The following is a 17242-nucleotide window of genomic DNA, read 5'->3' on the forward strand; positions in this document are numbered from 1 at the left end:
GCAACGATGAAATACACCCGTTCAAACTTTCCCGACGATTTCCTGTTTGGTGCGGTCGAGCCTGCCAAGATTGCGGGCGGGTTTGATAGTTATCGTTTGCACATCCACTGGGATCAGATCCTTCAGGATGGATGCAAATCGGTGCCCGAAGCTGTGGATCACCTTGCGCGACGAGTTGATCAAATACTGGAACTGGGATTGCGGCCCTGCGCGATACTTGACCATAAAACTCTGCCAGCTGCTCTGGTGGATCAAGGCGGATGGCGCAACCGGGATATCGCTGCGCGATTTGCCGATTTCGCCGAGATAATCGTAGCACGGATTGGTGAGCTTTTGTTCAGCATCGCAACCCGTGGTCCCCTGCCCGCCCAACAGAACGACAAACGCGGCACCGCGCGGAGCCTGCACCACCAGCTGCTGGCGCAAGGCATGGCCGTCCAAGCGATGCGCGGCTATGGCATGACGAATGTTGGTGCGGAGCTGAGTCACGGGCTAGAGGCCGTCATCGACAGGTCCTATCCAACATCTATACTGAAACCGTTAGGTGCCGATCTGCCCGAAAACTGGCAGCAGGACCTTGGCACAATTGCGGAGCCTGTCGACTGGTATGGCCTTTCGCTCGAGATCTTGCCAAAGCTCCTTGAGGTACAAGGCTACTCCAAGGACGTACCGCTCTTTGTCACGCTGGACGGCGGCACACTATCTAAATTGGAACTTGGGTTGGAAGCGGTTCAAGATGTGCTTCGGCAGAATGTACCTATACAGGGTGTTTTCCTGAAGTCGTCGAGTGCAGAGCTGCTGACATTTCTGTCCGATCAACCACACCCGGCGCCATGGGTCAAGCCAGAAAGCCATGTGCATGCGCATTGGAACCTTGTCGCGGATATCGGCGGCACCAACACCCGGTTGGGGGTCGTCACCAACGGAGAATTGACCGACCTGCGAAAATACCCGACCGGCACTCTGACCGATCTGCGCGATGCGCTGCACAGCTTGCGGGACGAGATCGGCACCGATCCGCGTGCCGTAGTAGCCGCAGGGGCCGGGCCGGTACGGAATGGCTCTATCCGCCTGACCAATGCCAATCTTGATCTATCCGAAGATGAACTCGCCCGTGCCACTGGCGCGCAACATACCTTCGTGATCAATGATTTCACCGCAGCTGCGTGGTCAGTCGCGAAGATTACCGAAGATCATGTTGAAGTGCTGCAAGGCGAAAGCGCCCCCCCGATTGGCACCCGTCTGGTTGTGGGACCCGGTACCGGGCTGGGCGTCGGTGCCCTGCTCTGGTCCGAAGGTCATTTCCATACAGCATCGGGTGAAGGCGGGCACATGGGTCTGTCACCCCGGCACCTCGATGAAGTTGAGGTCTTCGACGCCGCCCGACGCATAGCGCCCGAGTGTTTCTTCGACGATAGTCTGGTGATCGAAGCGGAGATGTTTCTGAGCGGAACAGGCTTGCCGATCCTGTATCAGGCTGTGGGGATGGCGAGCGGCCGGACTGAAACAGCAATACGATCCGCCAAGGATATCTTGCAGGACGCGCGGGATGGGAATGATCCCTGCGCCGTTAAGACCGCGCGTATGTTCACCGAACATCTCGGCGCGATCATGGGTGATCTGGCAATGGCCCTGGTTCCAACAGGCGGTGTTTTCTTGGTGGGTGGCGTCGCCGAAAAGAACCGCTGGCTTTTCGGTCAAGATTTCCTGAGGGCCTTCAATGCGGGCGGACGGTTCGATACGCTGCGTCAGGGAATGAACCTTTATGTCTCGGAACAAGATGAGTTCGGCATTGTTGGCGCTAACAATTTCTGCCAGAATGCGCTCGCGCGCTGAGCAAGGGAAGAGGACAGCGGAATGATCCTGTGCTGCGGAGAAGCCCTGATCGACATGATTGCCGCGCCCACTGTTTCGGGTGAACAGGGGTTTGTACCGCATTCCGGCGGGGCCATCTTCAACACGGCAATTGCACTGGGACGGTTGGGCGTTCAGACCGGGCTGTTGACCGGCCTCTCGACGGATATGTTCGGCGAGCAACTGACTGCCGCACTGCAGATCAGCCATGTCTCGACCAATCACATCATTCGCTCGGATCGCCCCACGACATTGGCCTTTGTGCAGCTGCAGGACGGCCACGCGAGCTATAGTTTTGTTGACGAAAACTCAGCCGGTCGGATGCTACGTCCCGACGACATGCCGGACCAGCTAACGGGGGTCTCAGCGCTGTATTTTGGAGGGATCAGCCTTGCCTGTGAACCCTGCGCTGATGCTTATGCCGCGCTTCTAGAGCGTCACGGCTCGGATCGCGCGGTGATGCTGGACCCAAACATCCGACCGGGATTCATCAAAGATCAGACGCGATACCGCACCCGTCTGAACCGGATGATCGCTCTGGCCGATATCGTCAAGGTTTCGGATGAAGACCTCGACTGGATCATCCCAGGCCCGGAAACTCATGCCGAGAAAATCCCGCTGCTGCTGCAAGCCGGACCGGCGGTTGTGATCGTCACCCGAGGCGGTGACGGCGCGACGGGTTATCTTGCCGACGGTTCCGAGGTCTCGGTCCCGGTGCAAAAGGTCGACGTCGTCGATACCGTTGGTGCCGGCGATACTTTCAACGCAGGCGTTCTCGCTCAGCTTGAGCAAACCGGCCACCTGAACAAACCGGCGCTACGGACCCTTTCGGCAGACAGCATGAAGGCCGCACTTGAACTGGGCGCGCAGGTAGCCGCTGTAACTGTCTCCCGCGCCGGGGCAAACCCGCCCTGGGCGCATGAACTTTGATAGGCATACGACCATGAAACGATCCGATATCAACAACATCAAGGCCGATGCACAACGCTTTATCCAGTCATTCGGGGCGGTGTTGCCACCTTTTTCCGATTGGTCACCCGATGAGATGCGCAGCGACAAGGCTGCAGGCATTCGCAACCGAGGGCTGGGCTGGGATATCACCGACTATGGACAAGGTCGGTTCGATGAGCTTGGGCTGTTCCTCTTCACCCTGCGCAACGGAGACGTAGACGACTTGAGCCAAGGGCGCGGCATGCTTTATGCCGAGAAACTTCTGATTTCGCGCGATAAACAACTGTCGCCCATGCACCGCCACATCCTGAAAGCCGAAGACATCATCAACCGTGGGGGCGGTGATCTCGTGATGGAGATCTACGCCTCAGATCCCGACGGTGGCATCGATCGTGAAACGCCTGTTGTTGTCCCGAGCGACGGTTGCCCGGTCATCATTCAGCCTGGAGAGCTATTGCGCCTGAAACCTGGTCAAAGCGTCACCCTGATGCCCGGCATCTGGCATGCGTTCTGGGCCGAACAGGGCGATTGCCTGATTGGTGAGGTCTCGACTGTCAACGACGATCGTACAGACAATGTGTTCGAAGATCCGATCCCGCGATTTGCGACCATTGAGGAAGACGCGACTCCGGATTTTCTGCTGGTATCCGATTACTGAACGACCCCCGAAATATTCGGGAGCCGTTTCTATGCCATGATCCGACAGATCAGCTGCGGCCTTTCCACGGCACCAGCCAGTTTTCAGCCTTGCGCATCAGGATATCGATGCCGTAGCCGATGATACCGATCATCACGATGCCCATGATCACGATGTCGGTCAGCTGGAATTTCGACGCGGCGATGATCATCATCCCGGCGCCTTTCTGGGCTGCCACCAGTTCAGCAGCAACAACCGTGCCCCAGCAAACGCCCATCGCGACCCGTGCGCCCGTGAATATCTCGGGCAGAGAGTTGGGTACGATCACATAACGCATGATCTGCCACTTAGAAGCGCCCAGCGAATAGGCGGCGTGGATTTTCGAGATGTTCACCCCGGAAACCCCTGCCCGCGCAGCGATGGTCATGATCCAAAGCGCCGCCAGGAACAGCAGAACGATCTTTCCTGTTTCCCAGATGCCGAACCAGATGATAACCAGCGGGATCAGCGCCAAAGGCGGAACCGGACGCATGAATTCGACGATCGGGTCGAACCAGCCGCGGAACCAGCCGGACAGGCCCATTGCATAGCCCAGCGGGATGCCCACCAGTGCACCTGCTACAAAGCCTGCGATCACGCGGAGCAGTGACCAGCCCAGGTGCTGCCACAGCGAGAAGTTCTGGTAGCCCTCGCTGGCAATTTCAAAGAAACGCGCAACGACGGTTTCCGGTGCAGGCAGCCAGATCGGGTTCATCTGCAGGCCCTGATCGGGCGTAAAGCTGATCGCGCCTTTCCCGGTCAGAGTAACAGTACCATCACCTGTATCCACCGCATCATCCGGGCCAATGGGCGTGCCATTGATGGCGATGATTTTCGCGCCATCCGCGCGTTTGGCGTCGTCGTTTTTGTCGAACAGAATGGTGGAAGACCGGCCCGCAGGTGCCGCAAAGGCATCATCCTTGGCAAAGCCGCTTCCAGGCTCGACCTCGAACTTTTCGGCCTCTTCACCAAATGCGGGGACGCGGACAAAGACGGTCGCCTCGTCCGTGGTGCCATCCGCATTCTCCAGAGTGTAGGTGAATTGCGTTTCGCCCACAAAGGGTCCGGGCACATGGATCGGGAACAGTTTTGACCCCGTGAACGCGGCCCAGATCACAAAGATTACGAGGACCGAGATGATTGACGCCGCCCGATCCGCACGAACCGCGCTTTCATCGCCAAAAGTTACCGTTTTCAGGCTGGTGAAGTCCTGACGTGACTGCAATCCCCGACGCATCGCGTAGACGATGAAGAACGCGCCGCCAAACAGGCCAATGTAAAACAGAAGTACAATCATGATGCCTGCTCCGTCCGACCCATAATTTCTTCTTCCATCTCCCAGATCATCGAGAGAATCTCATCGCGTTTTTCTGCGAACCCTTCGGATTTCTTCACGTCCCGCAGATCCGCGTTCACGCCGCGCTCGGCGAACGGCAGGTTGTATTCGCGATGAATTCGTCCGGGCCGGGGTGCCATCACGATCAGACGCTCGCCCAGCAAAAGGGCCTCTTCGACCGAGTGGGTGATCAGAATGATCGTCTTGCCGGTTTCCTTCCAGAGTTTCAGAACAAGGCCCTGCATCTTTTCGCGCGTCAGCGCGTCCAGAGCGCCCAGAGGTTCGTCCATCAGGATAACGTCCGGCTCGTTGGCCAAACACCGCGCCAGCGCCACGCGCTGTTGCATACCGCCAGACAATTCGTAGACCGCCTTGTCCTTGAAATCCTGCAAACCCACGACTTCGAGCAGATGATCCGAGATCTGGTCGCGTTCGGCCTTAGGCATCCCTTTCATACGGGGACCGAAATCGACATTCTCGCGCACGTTCATCCATTCGAACAAGGCGCCTTTCTGGAAAACCATTCCACGTTCAGCGTCCGGTCCTTCGACGAGGTGACCGTTCAGTTCGATTTTACCCGATGTAGGGGCCAGAAATCCCGCAACGATATTGAGAAGCGTGGTCTTGCCGCAGCCCGATGGGCCAAGCACCGACATCAGCTCGCCTTCTTTCAGGCTGAGCGAAACATCCTGTAGTGCCTGCACCGATGAGCCGTTGGGTAGGTCGAAACGCATGGACAAATCGACAATGTCCAGTTCAGGCATCCTGTATCCTTCCTGCGTGCATATCTGTTGACCGGCCCTCTGTGGGGCCGGTCTTAATTGGCGACTTGTGAGTTTTAGTTACCTGCCGCCGCAAGTGGTGCTGCATTCACGGCACCATCATACGAATCCAGCGCCGACTCGATGCTGCCTGCCGAAACGAAAACGTTGGCCACACCCTTCATGAAGTCCTGCGCGCCGCCGCCCAGCCATTTCTCGGACAACTGCTCCTCAACCGATGGGAAGGAGAAGGTGGCGATGGTTGCCTCGGCATCCGCGGGATCCATACCAGCATCCTTGGCGATCACCGGCAGCATTTCGTCCTTGCTGTCACCTGCATTCCATTTCGCATTGGCGTCTGCGGTGACTTTCAGGAACTTGGACAGAAGCTCGGGCTCTTCCTCGATAAAGCCTGACGGGGCGCTGGTCACGTCGAAGACCAGGATGCCAAGCTCTTCTTTTTCAGCGCCGGTCAGCAGGATATTGCCATGCTCGACCATGCGACGCAGCGCGCCGCCCCAGCCGCAGACCATGTCCAGGTTGCCCTGCGCAAAGGCCGCCGCGCCATCTGCGGGTGCCATGTCAACGATCTCCATCGAACCGACATCCACGCCGAAATGACCCATCTGGGAGAGGAAGCCGTAATGCGCCGCCGTACCGATCGGAACGCCAACTTTCTTGCCGTTCAACTCGCCCGCGTTGCCTTTGTCGATCTCCAACGCTTCTGCGACGACGCAGTTGTCGTTGTCCGAATAGCTGACCGCGACATCGACGATCTGAATATCCTGTCCTGCCGACGTGGTGACCACGAAGGGCGGTACGCCCTGACTGACCGCGATCTGTACGTCGCCCGACGCCATCGCTGCGGACATCGCCGTACCAGTGTCGAAGGACACCCAGTTGATCTTTACACCAAGCTCTTCTTCATAGGTTCCGTTTGCCTTGGCATATTGGAACGGCATCGGCCATTCCAGGAAATACGCAACCGTAATCTCATCCAGCGCCGCCGCTTGCGAAGCGGTTAGTGCAGCAATGCCGGCAAAGGTGGTTGTGAGCAGTTTTCTCTTGATCATTTTGACTACTTTCTCCCTGCTGGTTTCGTCAGCCCGATTATTGCGAAACTTCGACCTGCGAAACAGTGGGAAAACCATAGTCGCAGGCGGGCGGAATCGTGAAATAAAAATCTTGTTGCGGAAAAAGCGAAACTTTGTTTCGCTTTAGCCTAATCAGTCACAGATCAGGAGCGCTTGGATGCCACAAAAATCACTCAGTCTCAGATGGCTGGAGGTGTTTCAACTTATTTCCAAGCTTGGATCAATCCAGAAGGTTTCGGCCGAAACCGGTTTGTCGATCAGCACCGTGTCGAACCATCTGCGCAGCTTAGAGAAGGCGCTGGATGTCGAACTGGTTGATCACAGCCGTCGCCCCATGGGTCTGACCCCTGCCGGAACCGTGTTCTCGCGCCATGTTCGGGAGGGGTTGATGGCCCTGAAACGTGGCGAGGCTGAACTGCGCTCGGGTACTTGGCAACACGCAACTGATCTGCGGCTGGGTCTGATCGACGACTTCGACAGCCGGGTCGCACCCGAGCTTTTCCGGCATCTGTCAGCTTCGTTGCCGAGGTGCAGTTTCCGCCATTTCACTCGCCCCAGCCACGAAATCATAGACAAGTTGCAATCCCAGAAACTGGATGCAGGTGTGGCCACGCGCCCCTCAGGTCATGCTGAGGGGTTGATGGAATTTCCACTGCTCAGAGACCCGTTCATTGTGATTTTGCCACCCTCGTTCAAAGGCCCGGTTGAAGAGCTGCTTGATTCAGAGACCTCCTTGCCATTGTTGCGGTATTCTCGGGACCACACCATTGGAAAACTGATCGAAAGCCAGCTGACCCGCAGCAAGATCAGCCTGCCGAACCGGTTCGAGCTTGAGTGTAATCAGTCCATCATTGGGCTTGTCGCCGAAGGCAGTGGCTGGGCGGTCACGACCGCTGCTAGTTATTATCGCGCGCGCAGATTCCACGAGGACACGCGCGCCGTGCCCTTTCCCGGGAAAAGCTTCGCACGGACCGTGTCGCTGTTTACCACCAGCGTCTATCCACCAACCACAACACGATTGCTGCACAACACTTTGTATAATCTGATCCGCCAGCACGTAACCGAGCCAATGACGGTGAAGTTCTCGTGGCTGAAGAACGATTTTCGCACCCTCCCGATGACTTCTGAATGAACGACCCTCAATCAATCGCGGAATATCGAAGTTATCTTCCGGGTTTTTCGAAACCGGAAACGCGATGCTTGACCGACGGGCGCTGTAAGCTCTGATAAACTTCGAACATGCGGCCCATAGTCTGGCTGCAGCCGAACCCGAAATCCAACCTATGACCCATTCGCCCGTTGACCCCACAACCGGCTCAGGGTTCAGATCAGGACAGCTTGATGCACCTTTCTCGTTTCCCACGCGTTTTTCTTGCCCATCTGCCGACTCCGCTGGAGCCGATGAAACGTCTTTCCGACGCATTGGGGGTCGAGATCTGGATCAAGCGCGACGACTGCACCGGGATGTCGACCGGGGGCAACAAGACCCGCAAGCTTGAATTCCTGTTTGGTGAGGCTCTGGAACAGGGCGCGGGTATGGTGATGACGCAGGGTGCAACCCAGTCCAACCATGCGCGCCAGACGGCAGCTTTTGCTGCCCGATTGGGTTTGAAATGTCATATCCTGCTGGAGGACCGCACCAGCTATAACAACGCCAATTACAACAATAACGGCAACGTGCTGCTGGATCATCTGCATGGTGCCACGACCGAGAAATTTCCCGGTGGCCACGATATGCCCGCCGAGATGGAGCGCGCCGCAGAAAAGAATCGCGCCGAGGGGCACAAGGTCTATGTGATCCCTGGCGGCGGTTCGAACCCGACGGGTGCACTGGGGTACGTCAATTGTGCGTTGGAAATGGTTAGTCAGGCCAATGATGCTGACTTGCAGATTGACCGCGTGGTGCATGCCACCGGCTCTTCTGGCACGCAGGCCGGACTGGTAACCGGGCTTTGCGCCATGAACACCGGCATCCCCGTGCTGGGCATCGGCACCCGTGCACCGCAACCCAAGCAAGAACATATGGTCTATGATCTGGCCTGCAAGACAGCTGAAAAACTGGGCTGCTCAGGCGTCGTGAGCCGCGAAGATGTGATGGCCAATACGGACTATGTGGGTGAAGGCTACGGTCTGCCGACCGAAAGCGGGATTGAGGCGATCCGGATGTTTGCGGAGCTTGAAGGTATTCTGCTGGACCCGGTCTATTCCGCCAAAGGTGCCGCAGGTTTGATCGATCTGGCCCGGAAGGGCACGTTCAAAGGCGAGCGTCTGGTGTTCCTCCATACCGGAGGTTCTGTTGGTCTGTTCGGTTATGATTTCGCTTTCGATCACTCGGATCGTTGGGTCAATCTGTAAATGCTGGCGAGTGTCTTCTACCAGGTTCCCGCATGACCCGCCGGGTCGTGGGCATATTGGGCGGCATGGGCCCCGAGGCGACAATCCTATTGCAACAACGCCTGCTGGGCACGGTGCAAGCGCAGGATGATGCGGATCATTTGCCCTTGCTGATCGACATGAACCCGCAGGTCCCCTCACGCATCGCCCATCTGATCGAAGGGACCGGCGCTGATCCCGGCCCGGTTCTGGCCAACATGGCGCGGGGGCTGGAACGATCGGGCGCGACGGCACTGGCCATGCCCTGCAATACCGCGCATCATTATGCGGGGCAGATCGAACAGGCGATCTCGATCCCATTTCTGCACATGGTCGATCTGTCGATTGAACAGGCGGCTCAGGCGCTGCCTGACGGCGGATGCCTCGGCATCCTGGCCTCGCCGGCGATGCGTAAAGCCGGAGTGTTCGACGCTTCATTGGAGCGGGTAGGTCTTTCGGCGCTCTGGCCGAAAAACGAAGACCAGATGCTGAATGCAATCCGGCAAATCAAGGCAGACGGGGCGATCCCGGCAACACACGAAACGCTCTCTGCCGCCACGGCAGACCTGACCGGGCATGGTGCCCAATTGCTGCTCGTGGCTTGTTCCGAGTTTTCGCTCCTCACGCGTACGCTTTCTTCGGAAGTGCCCGTCCTTGATACCGTCGACGTTCTGGCCAACGCCATTCACGCCCATTACCTGCCCAGTTGAGGTACCCTCATGGCCGTCTCCTATCTGAAAACCGCCGAACCCCGCCCGGAAACAGAGAACACCGATATCCACGACATCGTGTCGATCATGCTGTCAAACATCGAACGCGAGGGTGAAGAGGCGGTGCGGCGCTATGCCGAAAAGCTCGACGGCTGGACCGGAGATTTCGTCCTGTCCGAGACGGCGCGCAAAGCTGCCTGCGACCGCGTACCCGATACGGTCAAAGAAGATATTCGCTTTGCCCACGCCAACATCCGTCGCTTTGCCGAGGCACAAATGACCACGGTACAAGAGTGCGAGATCGAGGTGATGCCGGGCCTGATCGCTGGGCAAAAGCAAATCCCGATCTCGAGCGCGGGCTGCTATGTGCCCGGTGGAAGATATAGCCATATTGCCAGCGCTCTGATGACCATCACAACGGCCAAGGTCGCCGGGGTGCCTCATATCACCGCGGTCTCTCCGCCCCGCCCCGAGGCGGGTATTCCCGATGCAATCGTCTATGCGATGGACCTCGCCGGGGCCGACCTGATCCTGAACCTTGGCGGCGTTCAGGGGATTGCCGCCATGGCGCATGGACTGTTCGGAGCGCGACCTGCGGACATTCTGGTCGGCCCCGGAAACGCCTATGTGGCCGAGGCGAAGCGGATGCTGTTCGGCAAGGTGGGTATCGATATGTTCGCCGGGCCTACGGATTCTCTGGTGATCGCGGATCACACCGCATCCGTCGAAACTGTTGCGTGGGATCTGGTTAGTCAAGCCGAGCATGGCATGGACAGCCCGGTCTGGCTCGTCAGCACCGACAAGGCGCTGGCACACGGGGTGATTGCGCGCGTGGATGCGTTGATCCACAGCCTGCCTGAATCCAATGCCTTAGCCGCGCGGTTGGCATGGCGGGATCGGGCCGAAGTGATCCTATGTGACACGCGAGAGGAGGCGGCCCGAGTGGCAGATGACTACGCGCCGGAACACCTGCAGGTCATGGCCGAGGATCTGGACTGGTGGCTGGATCAGCTGTCGGCCTATGGCTCGTTGTTTCTTGGGGCCGAGACGACCGTATCATTCGGCGATAAAACTTCGGGTCCGAACCACGTGCTGCCGACCAGCGGCGCCGCGCGCTATACCGGAGGCCTGTCCGTCCACAAATTTACCAAGACGGTGACGTGGCAACGTTGCACGCCTATGGCCTCGCACGAGCTGGCCCGACGCACTGCCCGGATCAGCCGAATGGAGGGTATGGAGGGCCATGCGCGCGCCGCTGAGATGCGTTTGTCCAAACACGAAGCCGTCACGCCTGTTACGACATAGGGGCAGTCGTCATGCGATCTGATTTGAGAAATTTTGATAGCAAGACTCTCATAATTTGATCATATTTGACCAAACCCCAACGAGACGACTCGGATGCCACGCCAGACTGCTCCCAAGGACCTAAGCCTCAAGTGGCTGGAATTGTTTCAGATCTGCGCGCAGAAAGGCTCGCTGCAGGCAGCAGCGAAGGAAACCGGGCTGACCATCAGCACAATCTCGCACCATTTGCGCAATCTCGAGGATCATCTGGGCGTCGAGTTGTTCAATCATGCGCGCCGCCCCATGGTGCTGACGCCAAAGGGCCATGTCTTCCTGCGCAATATCGATGACGCGCTGCATCTGATCCGCAAGGCCAAGGCCGAAGCCTCGGCAGGCAGCATTGCCGAGGCCAGCTATCTGCGCTTTGGCACAATCGAAGATTTTGACAGCGACATCATTCCCGAGCTTGCTGTATTCCTATCGGCCAACATGCCCGCCTGCGATTTTCTGTATCACACAGACACCAGCCACGCGATCATCGAGATGCTGCGCGACCGGCAATTGGATGTGGGAATCTCAACCACACCCACCGAAAAAATGCGCGATCTTCAGGACCGCCCCCTTTTAAGCGATCCGTTTGTCATCGTTCTGCCAAAGGTAAATGACGAGTCGTTGACCGATATCGTCGAAGGGCGCACGAAATTGCCGTTCCTGCGGTTTTCCAATTCACTCATCATTGCGCGGCAGATTGAATCGCAGCTACGCCGGATGGGGTTTTCCCCGCCCCACAGGTTTGAGTGCAGCAATAATCAGACCCTGATGTCCATGGTTTCAGCCGGGGCCGGCTGGACCATCACGACACCACTCTTGTATTCGCGCGCCAAACGGTTTCAGCCAAAGCTGAAAATGCACCCCTTCCCGGGAAAGAGCTTTTCACGCACGCTTGCCCTGGTTGCGACACCGGATTGTTCCCGCTCGGTGATTGAGCTGGTCGACACCAAAACACGCGCGCTGATCCGGGATCGCATCCTTGCACCCCTTCATGCGGATAACCCTTGGCTCACTGATCGTTTCGATCTGGTCGAGTAATCCGCCCTTGCTCAAAGGATATTGAAGCGCGCTCGGATCAGGCGGTCCTGCTCGGGCGTCAGATAGTTGGGACGGTGATCCCGCAAGATTTCCTGCGCCTTCAGGCGCGCACGGGACCAGGCATCAAGCGCACCATTTTCGGCCCATGTCCGGGGCTCGTCCCGGTCGGCTAATGACGGGTAAAAATAATCCCGTTCCATCGCGGCGAAGGTATGCTGCCCACCCAAAAAGTGCCCCTCGCCCAAAACCGCCTCGCAAATAGCTTCAAAGCCCAGATTGTCGTCCGTCACCTCGATACCCCGCAGGGCGCGATAGGTGTTCGAATGCATTTCGTCATCCAGCACAAAGCCCTCGAAGCTCGCCCCCAACAGAGACGCCGTCATGCCGGAACTTTCGTAGATCAGATTACCGCCCGCCAGCGCTGCGGCCATCGAGGTCAGCCCCTTCTCCATCCCGTATTGCGCATCTATGGCTTTCGCGTCTGTCATCGAACAGGCCACGCCCGAAGGCAGCCCCAACCAGTTCGACAATTGAGCAGAGGCAGCGTTCAGCACCGCGGTTTCACCACTCCCACCCGAAAACGCGCCGGTACGCAGGTCGATCACCAAAGGCCAGTTAGAGAACACCATCGGAAATCCGGGTTGGATTGCGTGAACCATCACCAGGCTGGCCAAGGTCTCGGCCAGAGATTGGGCCAGAAACCCAGCCAAAGTCGCAGGTGCCGTGGCCCCCGCCTGCGCGGCGGTGATACAAGACATTGGGATATTGTGTTCGACACAGGCATAGACGACATCTACCGCATCTTCACCATAGCGCATCGGCGAGATCACGGGGCTGATATGCGCCTTCATGAAAGGGCGTTTCGAGAATTCGCCCGGGCCACCTGCGGCGATGTCCAACATCTCGACGATGGGGGCGACATGCGCGGCCAATGTGAAGGAAGTTGCCGTAGGCTTGGTGGTGTTCTTTATCAGCGCATAAGCGGTGTTTACGTCCAGATCGAAGGTCTCAGGTACGTCAGTGGCAACGCAGCAGCGGGTAAACCAGCTGACATTGGCCAACACATCCTGAAGCCGTGTGAAATCATGCAAATCCTGCAGGGTCGACGGGCGATAGAGGCCCGTGTCCGGATCAAGCGTCTGAACCGCCGCCCCACCGGTTCCGAAATGCACGCGATTGCCGCCCACCTCGATCGAACGCGTCTCATCCCGCCCGTGAAGCACAAAGGTTTTGGCGGCCTGATCGATGGCTTGCTCTACAAGCTGCGGCGAGAAGGTCACCCTACCCTCGCCAGTGTCGCGCGCACCGATCGCCAAAAGATCTGCGTGCAGCCGCGGCGGCACCTCGCCCATTCCCAACCTGTCGAGCAGATCGAGCGCGGTGGAATAAATACGCTGCAGCTCAGCGTCGGTCAGGGGTTTATAACTGCCGCCGGGCTGTCCCGGTGGGCACGGATCAAGCGCAGGCTTTTCCGCCCGTTGTGCAAGACGGCCCTTTCGCCCTGCCCGCTTTCCCTGCCGCGCTTCCATCGCAGTCCTTTCAACATGATGTAATGACTTTATTCAAAGGATCTCGACTGTCCGGATTCAACGGGAATTACCTTTCTACGATTATCTCAAGATCAATCTTCGATATTCTGCGTAAAAACGCCCAATCGCTTGAAAACCCACACATGCGCCGGACTAATTCCGGAAAACCAGCCGGAGGGTTCTTGCATGAAATCGCGTACCAAGGTGGTTGTCATCGGAGGCGGCATCGCCGGATGCTCAACGCTCTATCACCTGACCCGTGAAGGATGGAGCGATGTTGTACTGGTTGAGCGCAACGAGCTGACCAGCGGCACAACCTGGCATTCTGCTGCGCAAGTGACCAATTTCGGCATGAATCAGACCATGGTCGGGCTCAAGACCCATTCGATCAACCTGTACAAGGAACTGGCCGAGGACCCGGATTATCCGATCAACTACCATCACGGCGACGGTGGTATCCGGCTGGCCGATACGCCGGAGCAGATGCAGGGATATCGACATTTCGCGTCCATGGCGCGCGGGATGAATGTTCATTTCGAGGTGATCGACGCCGAAGAATGCGCCCGCCGTCATCCGTTGATCTCAACCGAGAACCTGCTGGGCGGGCTCTGGGATCCGCTGGATGGCGACATAGACCCGGCGCAGTTGTGTCAGGCCTTGGCCCGCCGCGCACGCAAAGCCGGGGCCGAGGTATATCGGAACACGCCGGTCACTGCGCTGACCCAGCATAAGGACGACACATGGACCGTGCACACCGAACATGGTGACATTGACTGCGATATCGTGGTGAACGCCTGCGGGTATCGTGTGAACGAGGTCGGTGCCATGATGGGCGTGCACCACCCTGTCGCATCGATGGAGCATCAGTATTTTCTGACCGAAGAAATCCCGACTATCCGCGAAGCGGGGCACCGGATGCCCCTGCTGCGCTGTCCGATCAGCGATTACTACTGCCGTCAGGAAAAGAACGGATTGCTGGTCGGGTTCTATGAACAGGATTGCAAAACCTGGGGCATGGACGGGATTGATCCAAACTTCGTCAACGCCTTGTGTCCGGATGATCTGGACCGGGTCACCGATGTGCTGGAAGGCGCCTTTGCCCGTATGCCCGCGCTGATGGAGGTGGGAATTCACACCGTCGTCAACGGCCCCATCACTTACACGATTGACGGCGCGCCGCTGGTCGGCCCGATCCCCGGCAAACGCAACGCCTTCTGCATCATTGGTCTGCGCGCAGGGTTGGGCGAAGGTGGCGGCCATGGCTGGCTGCTGGCGCAGCAGATCGTGCATGGTGAGGCCTGCTATGACACATGGTGCCTCGACCCGCGCCGTTTCACAGGTCACACGAATGTGGAACTAACCGCGCTGAAAGCCATCGAGGACTACCAGAACGAATTCCGCTTTCACTTCCCCTATGAACACCGCCCCGCGGGCCGCCCGGCCAAGACTACACCGTTGATGCCTGTTTTCGCAGCCGAAGGGGCAGAATTCACTGTTGTGAATGGGTGGGAACGGGTTGATTACGTCAAGCCGTCACCCGAGTTTCATCCCTCGCTGAGTTTCAATTTCGATGAGGCCTTTGATCTGGTTGCAGCCGAGGTTCAGAACATTCAAACCAATGTCGGCCTGACCGAAGTCAACGGCTTCAACCGTATCGAGATCACGGGCGCGGATCGTCACAAGTTTCTCGACCGGATGCTCTGCGGTGCGGTGACAAAGCGCGAAGGGCGCGTGGGGCTAGGCTATCTGCTCAACCACCATGGCATGGTCAAGGCTGAGGCCACCATCGCCAACCTGCCCGCCAGTGATCGTGGCCCGGCGCGGGTTTGGTACGGCTCGGCCGCGGCCAGTGAATATCACGATATGGACTGGTTGCAGGCACATCTGTCTGACGAAGAGGATGTGCAGCTGAAAGCACTGACCAATGATCAGACCATTCTGGTGCTCGCGGGCCCCAAAGCACGTGATGTCTTGTCAGCCTGCGCGCGCGGCGACTGGTCCCGCGACAGCTTCCCCTGGCTGTCCGTGCGCGAGTGTTTTGTCGGCATCGCTCCGGCTACGGTGCTGAACATCAGCTTCTCAGGCGAATTGGCATATGAAATCCACGTCCCCAATGGTTCACTTTATGCGGCCTACCTCGCCCTGCGGCAGGCCGGGAACGCGCATGGGTTGAAGCTGTTCGGAGCGCGAGCGGTGGATTCGATGCGGATGGAAAAGGGCTTTTTGCACTGGAAAGCCGATCTGCTGACCGAATTTGATCCATTCGAGACCGGTTTGGACCGATTTATCAGGCTGAACAAAGGTGACTTCATTGGCCGGGACGCATTGATGAAACGTCAAGCGGAGGGCGCACGCAAGAAGCTGGTCAATCTGCAGATCGACGCAACCCACGCGCCTGCGCATGGCGGCGCATCTTTGATCTCGTCAGGCAAAGTCGTGGGCACGATCACGTCAGGTGATTGGGGTCACCGTACCGGATTGAACCTTGCCTATGGCTTCGTTGAGCCGGATTTCGCGGCCCCCGGCAGCCGAATGCAACTCGACCTGTGCGGCGAGATTGTCGAGGCAGAGGTCATTACGCCCTCACCCTACGACCCGGAATTCTCGCGAATGCGCGCCTGACCTTGCCCACTATTCCGATAGGCCGTCGGCGTCAGCCCGAATTCAGACCGAAACGCCCGTGTCATAGCGCTCGCGTTTTCATATCCGCATCGGCTGGCGATCTCGGCCACCGATTGCTGCGTCTCGGTCGCCAGGTTACGTGCCAGGTTCAGACGCAGGCGACGGTAGAGCGCCTGCGGCGTTGTTCCCAGCTCAGCTTGTACCCGGCTTTCGATCTTCTTCTGCGAACAACCCAGCTGCCGTGCGATCTCCTTGATCTGCACTGGCGTCTCGAGTGATTTCTGCATGATGTTCAGAACGCGGTTCACCAAACTATCTCCGGACTTCATCGGCAGTGCAGCGGCGCCCGGTTCACCGCGGTTCATCAACAGATGTGCGACCTCCATCGATAAAAGCGGGCCGTGGTCCGCAAGGATCAGTGCCGTTGCCAAATCATAAGCCGCCATCGCGCCGGAACAGGTGATCCGGTTGCGATCGATCACATAGCGTTCCTGCACGGCATCGACCTCAGGAAAGGCCTCTTCGAACCGCGAAAGCTCATCCCAGTGAATGGTCGCGCGGTGACCTTCCAATAGGCCAGCACGGGCGAGCAGCCAGCTACCCGTATCCAAACCCGCCAGGTTAACATGCCGGGTCGCCGCTCGCCGCAGAGCCCGCAACGTCTCGGGCATTGCAAGGTCGAGATATCCGTAAGAAGGCATGACGACCAGCGTATTGCCGGTCTCAATCCCCAGCGCGCCATCCGGCGTCACCCGCAATCCGCTAGAGCTTTGGACCGATGCGCCATCCGGCGAATAGAATCGCCACGCATAAAGCTTCTGCCCCGCCAGAGTATTTGCCGCGCGCAGCGGTTCAACCAAACTGGCCAGACAGTGGTTCGAAAACCCGTCAAACAGCAGAATGTTATATCTCTGCGTCAACTTTTTCTATTCCCGCATGATATTTGACGAATACTGCATGTCA

At 58.1% G+C, this 17242-nt stretch carries 14 protein-coding genes; 9 read left to right on the forward strand and 5 right to left on the reverse strand.

Translation table 11 applies throughout. The features are described from left to right. Positions 1-6 precede the first annotated feature (6 nt). The 3 genes from ACR0AZ_RS10440 to ACR0AZ_RS10450 are packed head-to-tail and all read left to right on the forward strand — an operon-like array spanning position 7 to position 3463. Positions 7-1836, forward strand: coding sequence for a family 1 glycosylhydrolase (locus tag ACR0AZ_RS10440; RefSeq protein ID WP_480667388.1), 1830 nt, complete (start codon positions 7-9; stop codon positions 1834-1836). A gap of 21 nt (positions 1837-1857) precedes the next feature. After that, positions 1858-2784, forward strand: a complete 927-nt coding sequence (locus tag ACR0AZ_RS10445) for a carbohydrate kinase family protein (RefSeq protein ID WP_480472628.1) — start codon at positions 1858-1860, stop codon at positions 2782-2784. A 13-nt stretch (positions 2785-2797) separates the two neighbouring features. After that, a complete protein-coding gene (locus tag ACR0AZ_RS10450) occupies positions 2798-3463 on the forward strand; it encodes a D-lyxose/D-mannose family sugar isomerase (protein ID WP_480472626.1) in 666 nt (221 codons plus the stop codon). A 49-nt stretch (positions 3464-3512) separates the two neighbouring features. On the opposite strand, the gene ACR0AZ_RS10455 is transcribed toward ACR0AZ_RS10450, so the two are convergent. The 3 genes from ACR0AZ_RS10455 to ACR0AZ_RS10465 all read right to left on the reverse strand — a co-directional run bounded on the left by ACR0AZ_RS10455 (position 3513) and on the right by ACR0AZ_RS10465 (position 6651). Further along, complete coding sequence (locus ACR0AZ_RS10455; protein WP_480472624.1) at positions 3513-4778, reverse strand: ABC transporter permease; 1266 nt, start codon at positions 4776-4778, stop codon at positions 3513-3515. Beyond that, complete coding sequence (locus ACR0AZ_RS10460) at positions 4775-5581, reverse strand: taurine ABC transporter ATP-binding protein (RefSeq protein WP_480472622.1); 807 nt, start codon at positions 5579-5581, stop codon at positions 4775-4777. Before ACR0AZ_RS10460 ends, ACR0AZ_RS10455 begins: the two co-directional genes overlap by 4 nt. 74 nt (positions 5582-5655) lie before the next feature. Further along, entirely contained in the window at positions 5656-6651 is a 996-nt protein-coding gene (locus tag ACR0AZ_RS10465) for a taurine ABC transporter substrate-binding protein (protein WP_480472620.1), read from the reverse strand. Between the two features lie 214 nt (positions 6652-6865). On the opposite strand from ACR0AZ_RS10465, the gene ACR0AZ_RS10470 reads away from it, so the two are divergent. The 5 genes from ACR0AZ_RS10470 to ACR0AZ_RS10490 all read left to right on the forward strand — a co-directional run bounded on the left by ACR0AZ_RS10470 (position 6866) and on the right by ACR0AZ_RS10490 (position 12128). Continuing rightward, positions 6866-7804, forward strand: a complete 939-nt coding sequence (locus tag ACR0AZ_RS10470; RefSeq protein ID WP_480667389.1) for a LysR family transcriptional regulator — start codon at positions 6866-6868, stop codon at positions 7802-7804. 209 nt (positions 7805-8013) lie between these two features. After that, positions 8014-9027 (forward strand): D-cysteate sulfo-lyase, encoded by a 1014-nt coding sequence (cuyA, locus tag ACR0AZ_RS10475; RefSeq protein WP_480472616.1) that lies wholly within the window; start codon positions 8014-8016, stop codon positions 9025-9027. A gap of 32 nt (positions 9028-9059) precedes the next feature. Then, positions 9060-9755, forward strand: a complete 696-nt coding sequence (gene cuyB / locus ACR0AZ_RS10480; RefSeq protein WP_480472614.1) for a cysteate racemase — start codon at positions 9060-9062, stop codon at positions 9753-9755. Between the two features lie 9 nt (positions 9756-9764). After that, positions 9765-11060 carry a histidinol dehydrogenase gene (hisD, locus tag ACR0AZ_RS10485; protein ID WP_480667390.1) on the forward strand — a complete coding sequence of 432 codons (1296 nt, stop codon included), beginning with the start codon at positions 9765-9767 and terminating at the stop codon, positions 11058-11060. 93 nt (positions 11061-11153) lie between these two features. After that, entirely contained in the window at positions 11154-12128 is a 975-nt protein-coding gene (locus ACR0AZ_RS10490; protein ID WP_480667391.1) for a LysR family transcriptional regulator, read from the forward strand. 11 nt (positions 12129-12139) lie between these two features. Here ACR0AZ_RS10490 and ACR0AZ_RS10495 read toward each other — a convergent pair whose 3' ends face one another. Continuing rightward, positions 12140-13657 (reverse strand): trimethylamine methyltransferase family protein, encoded by a 1518-nt coding sequence (locus ACR0AZ_RS10495; RefSeq protein WP_480667392.1) that lies wholly within the window; start codon positions 13655-13657, stop codon positions 12140-12142. A gap of 186 nt (positions 13658-13843) precedes the next feature. Here ACR0AZ_RS10495 and ACR0AZ_RS10500 point away from each other — a divergent pair, with 186 nt between their 5' ends. Continuing rightward, a complete protein-coding gene (locus tag ACR0AZ_RS10500; protein WP_480472606.1) occupies positions 13844-16279 on the forward strand; it encodes a GcvT family protein in 2436 nt (811 codons plus the stop codon). Here the strand turns inward: ACR0AZ_RS10500 and ACR0AZ_RS10505 are convergent. Further along, positions 16246-17199, reverse strand: coding sequence for a GlxA family transcriptional regulator (locus tag ACR0AZ_RS10505; protein ID WP_480472604.1), 954 nt, complete (start codon positions 17197-17199; stop codon positions 16246-16248). The genes ACR0AZ_RS10500 and ACR0AZ_RS10505 overlap by 34 nt on opposite strands. Positions 17200-17242 lie beyond the last annotated feature (43 nt).

It is taken from the genome of Ruegeria sp. BE3 (assembly GCF_056538865.1).

Coding starts and splice junctions, on each gene's coding strand:
- ACR0AZ_RS10440 (WP_480667388.1), top strand. CDS start 7: ATGAAATACACCCGTTCAAACTTTCCCGACGATTTCCTGTTTGGTGCG.
- ACR0AZ_RS10445 (WP_480472628.1), top strand. CDS start 1,858: ATGATCCTGTGCTGCGGAGAAGCCCTGATCGACATGATTGCCGCGCCC.
- ACR0AZ_RS10450 (WP_480472626.1), top strand. CDS start 2,798: ATGAAACGATCCGATATCAACAACATCAAGGCCGATGCACAACGCTTT.
- ACR0AZ_RS10455 (WP_480472624.1), bottom strand. CDS start 4,778: ATGATTGTACTTCTGTTTTACATTGGCCTGTTTGGCGGCGCGTTCTTC.
- ACR0AZ_RS10460 (WP_480472622.1), bottom strand. CDS start 5,581: ATGCCTGAACTGGACATTGTCGATTTGTCCATGCGTTTCGACCTACCC.
- ACR0AZ_RS10465 (WP_480472620.1), bottom strand. CDS start 6,651: ATGATCAAGAGAAAACTGCTCACAACCACCTTTGCCGGCATTGCTGCA.
- cuyA (WP_480472616.1), top strand. CDS start 8,014: ATGCACCTTTCTCGTTTCCCACGCGTTTTTCTTGCCCATCTGCCGACT.
- cuyB (WP_480472614.1), top strand. CDS start 9,060: ATGACCCGCCGGGTCGTGGGCATATTGGGCGGCATGGGCCCCGAGGCG.
- hisD (WP_480667390.1), top strand. CDS start 9,765: ATGGCCGTCTCCTATCTGAAAACCGCCGAACCCCGCCCGGAAACAGAG.
- ACR0AZ_RS10490 (WP_480667391.1), top strand. CDS start 11,154: ATGCCACGCCAGACTGCTCCCAAGGACCTAAGCCTCAAGTGGCTGGAA.
- ACR0AZ_RS10495 (WP_480667392.1), bottom strand. CDS start 13,657: ATGGAAGCGCGGCAGGGAAAGCGGGCAGGGCGAAAGGGCCGTCTTGCA.
- ACR0AZ_RS10500 (WP_480472606.1), top strand. CDS start 13,844: ATGAAATCGCGTACCAAGGTGGTTGTCATCGGAGGCGGCATCGCCGGA.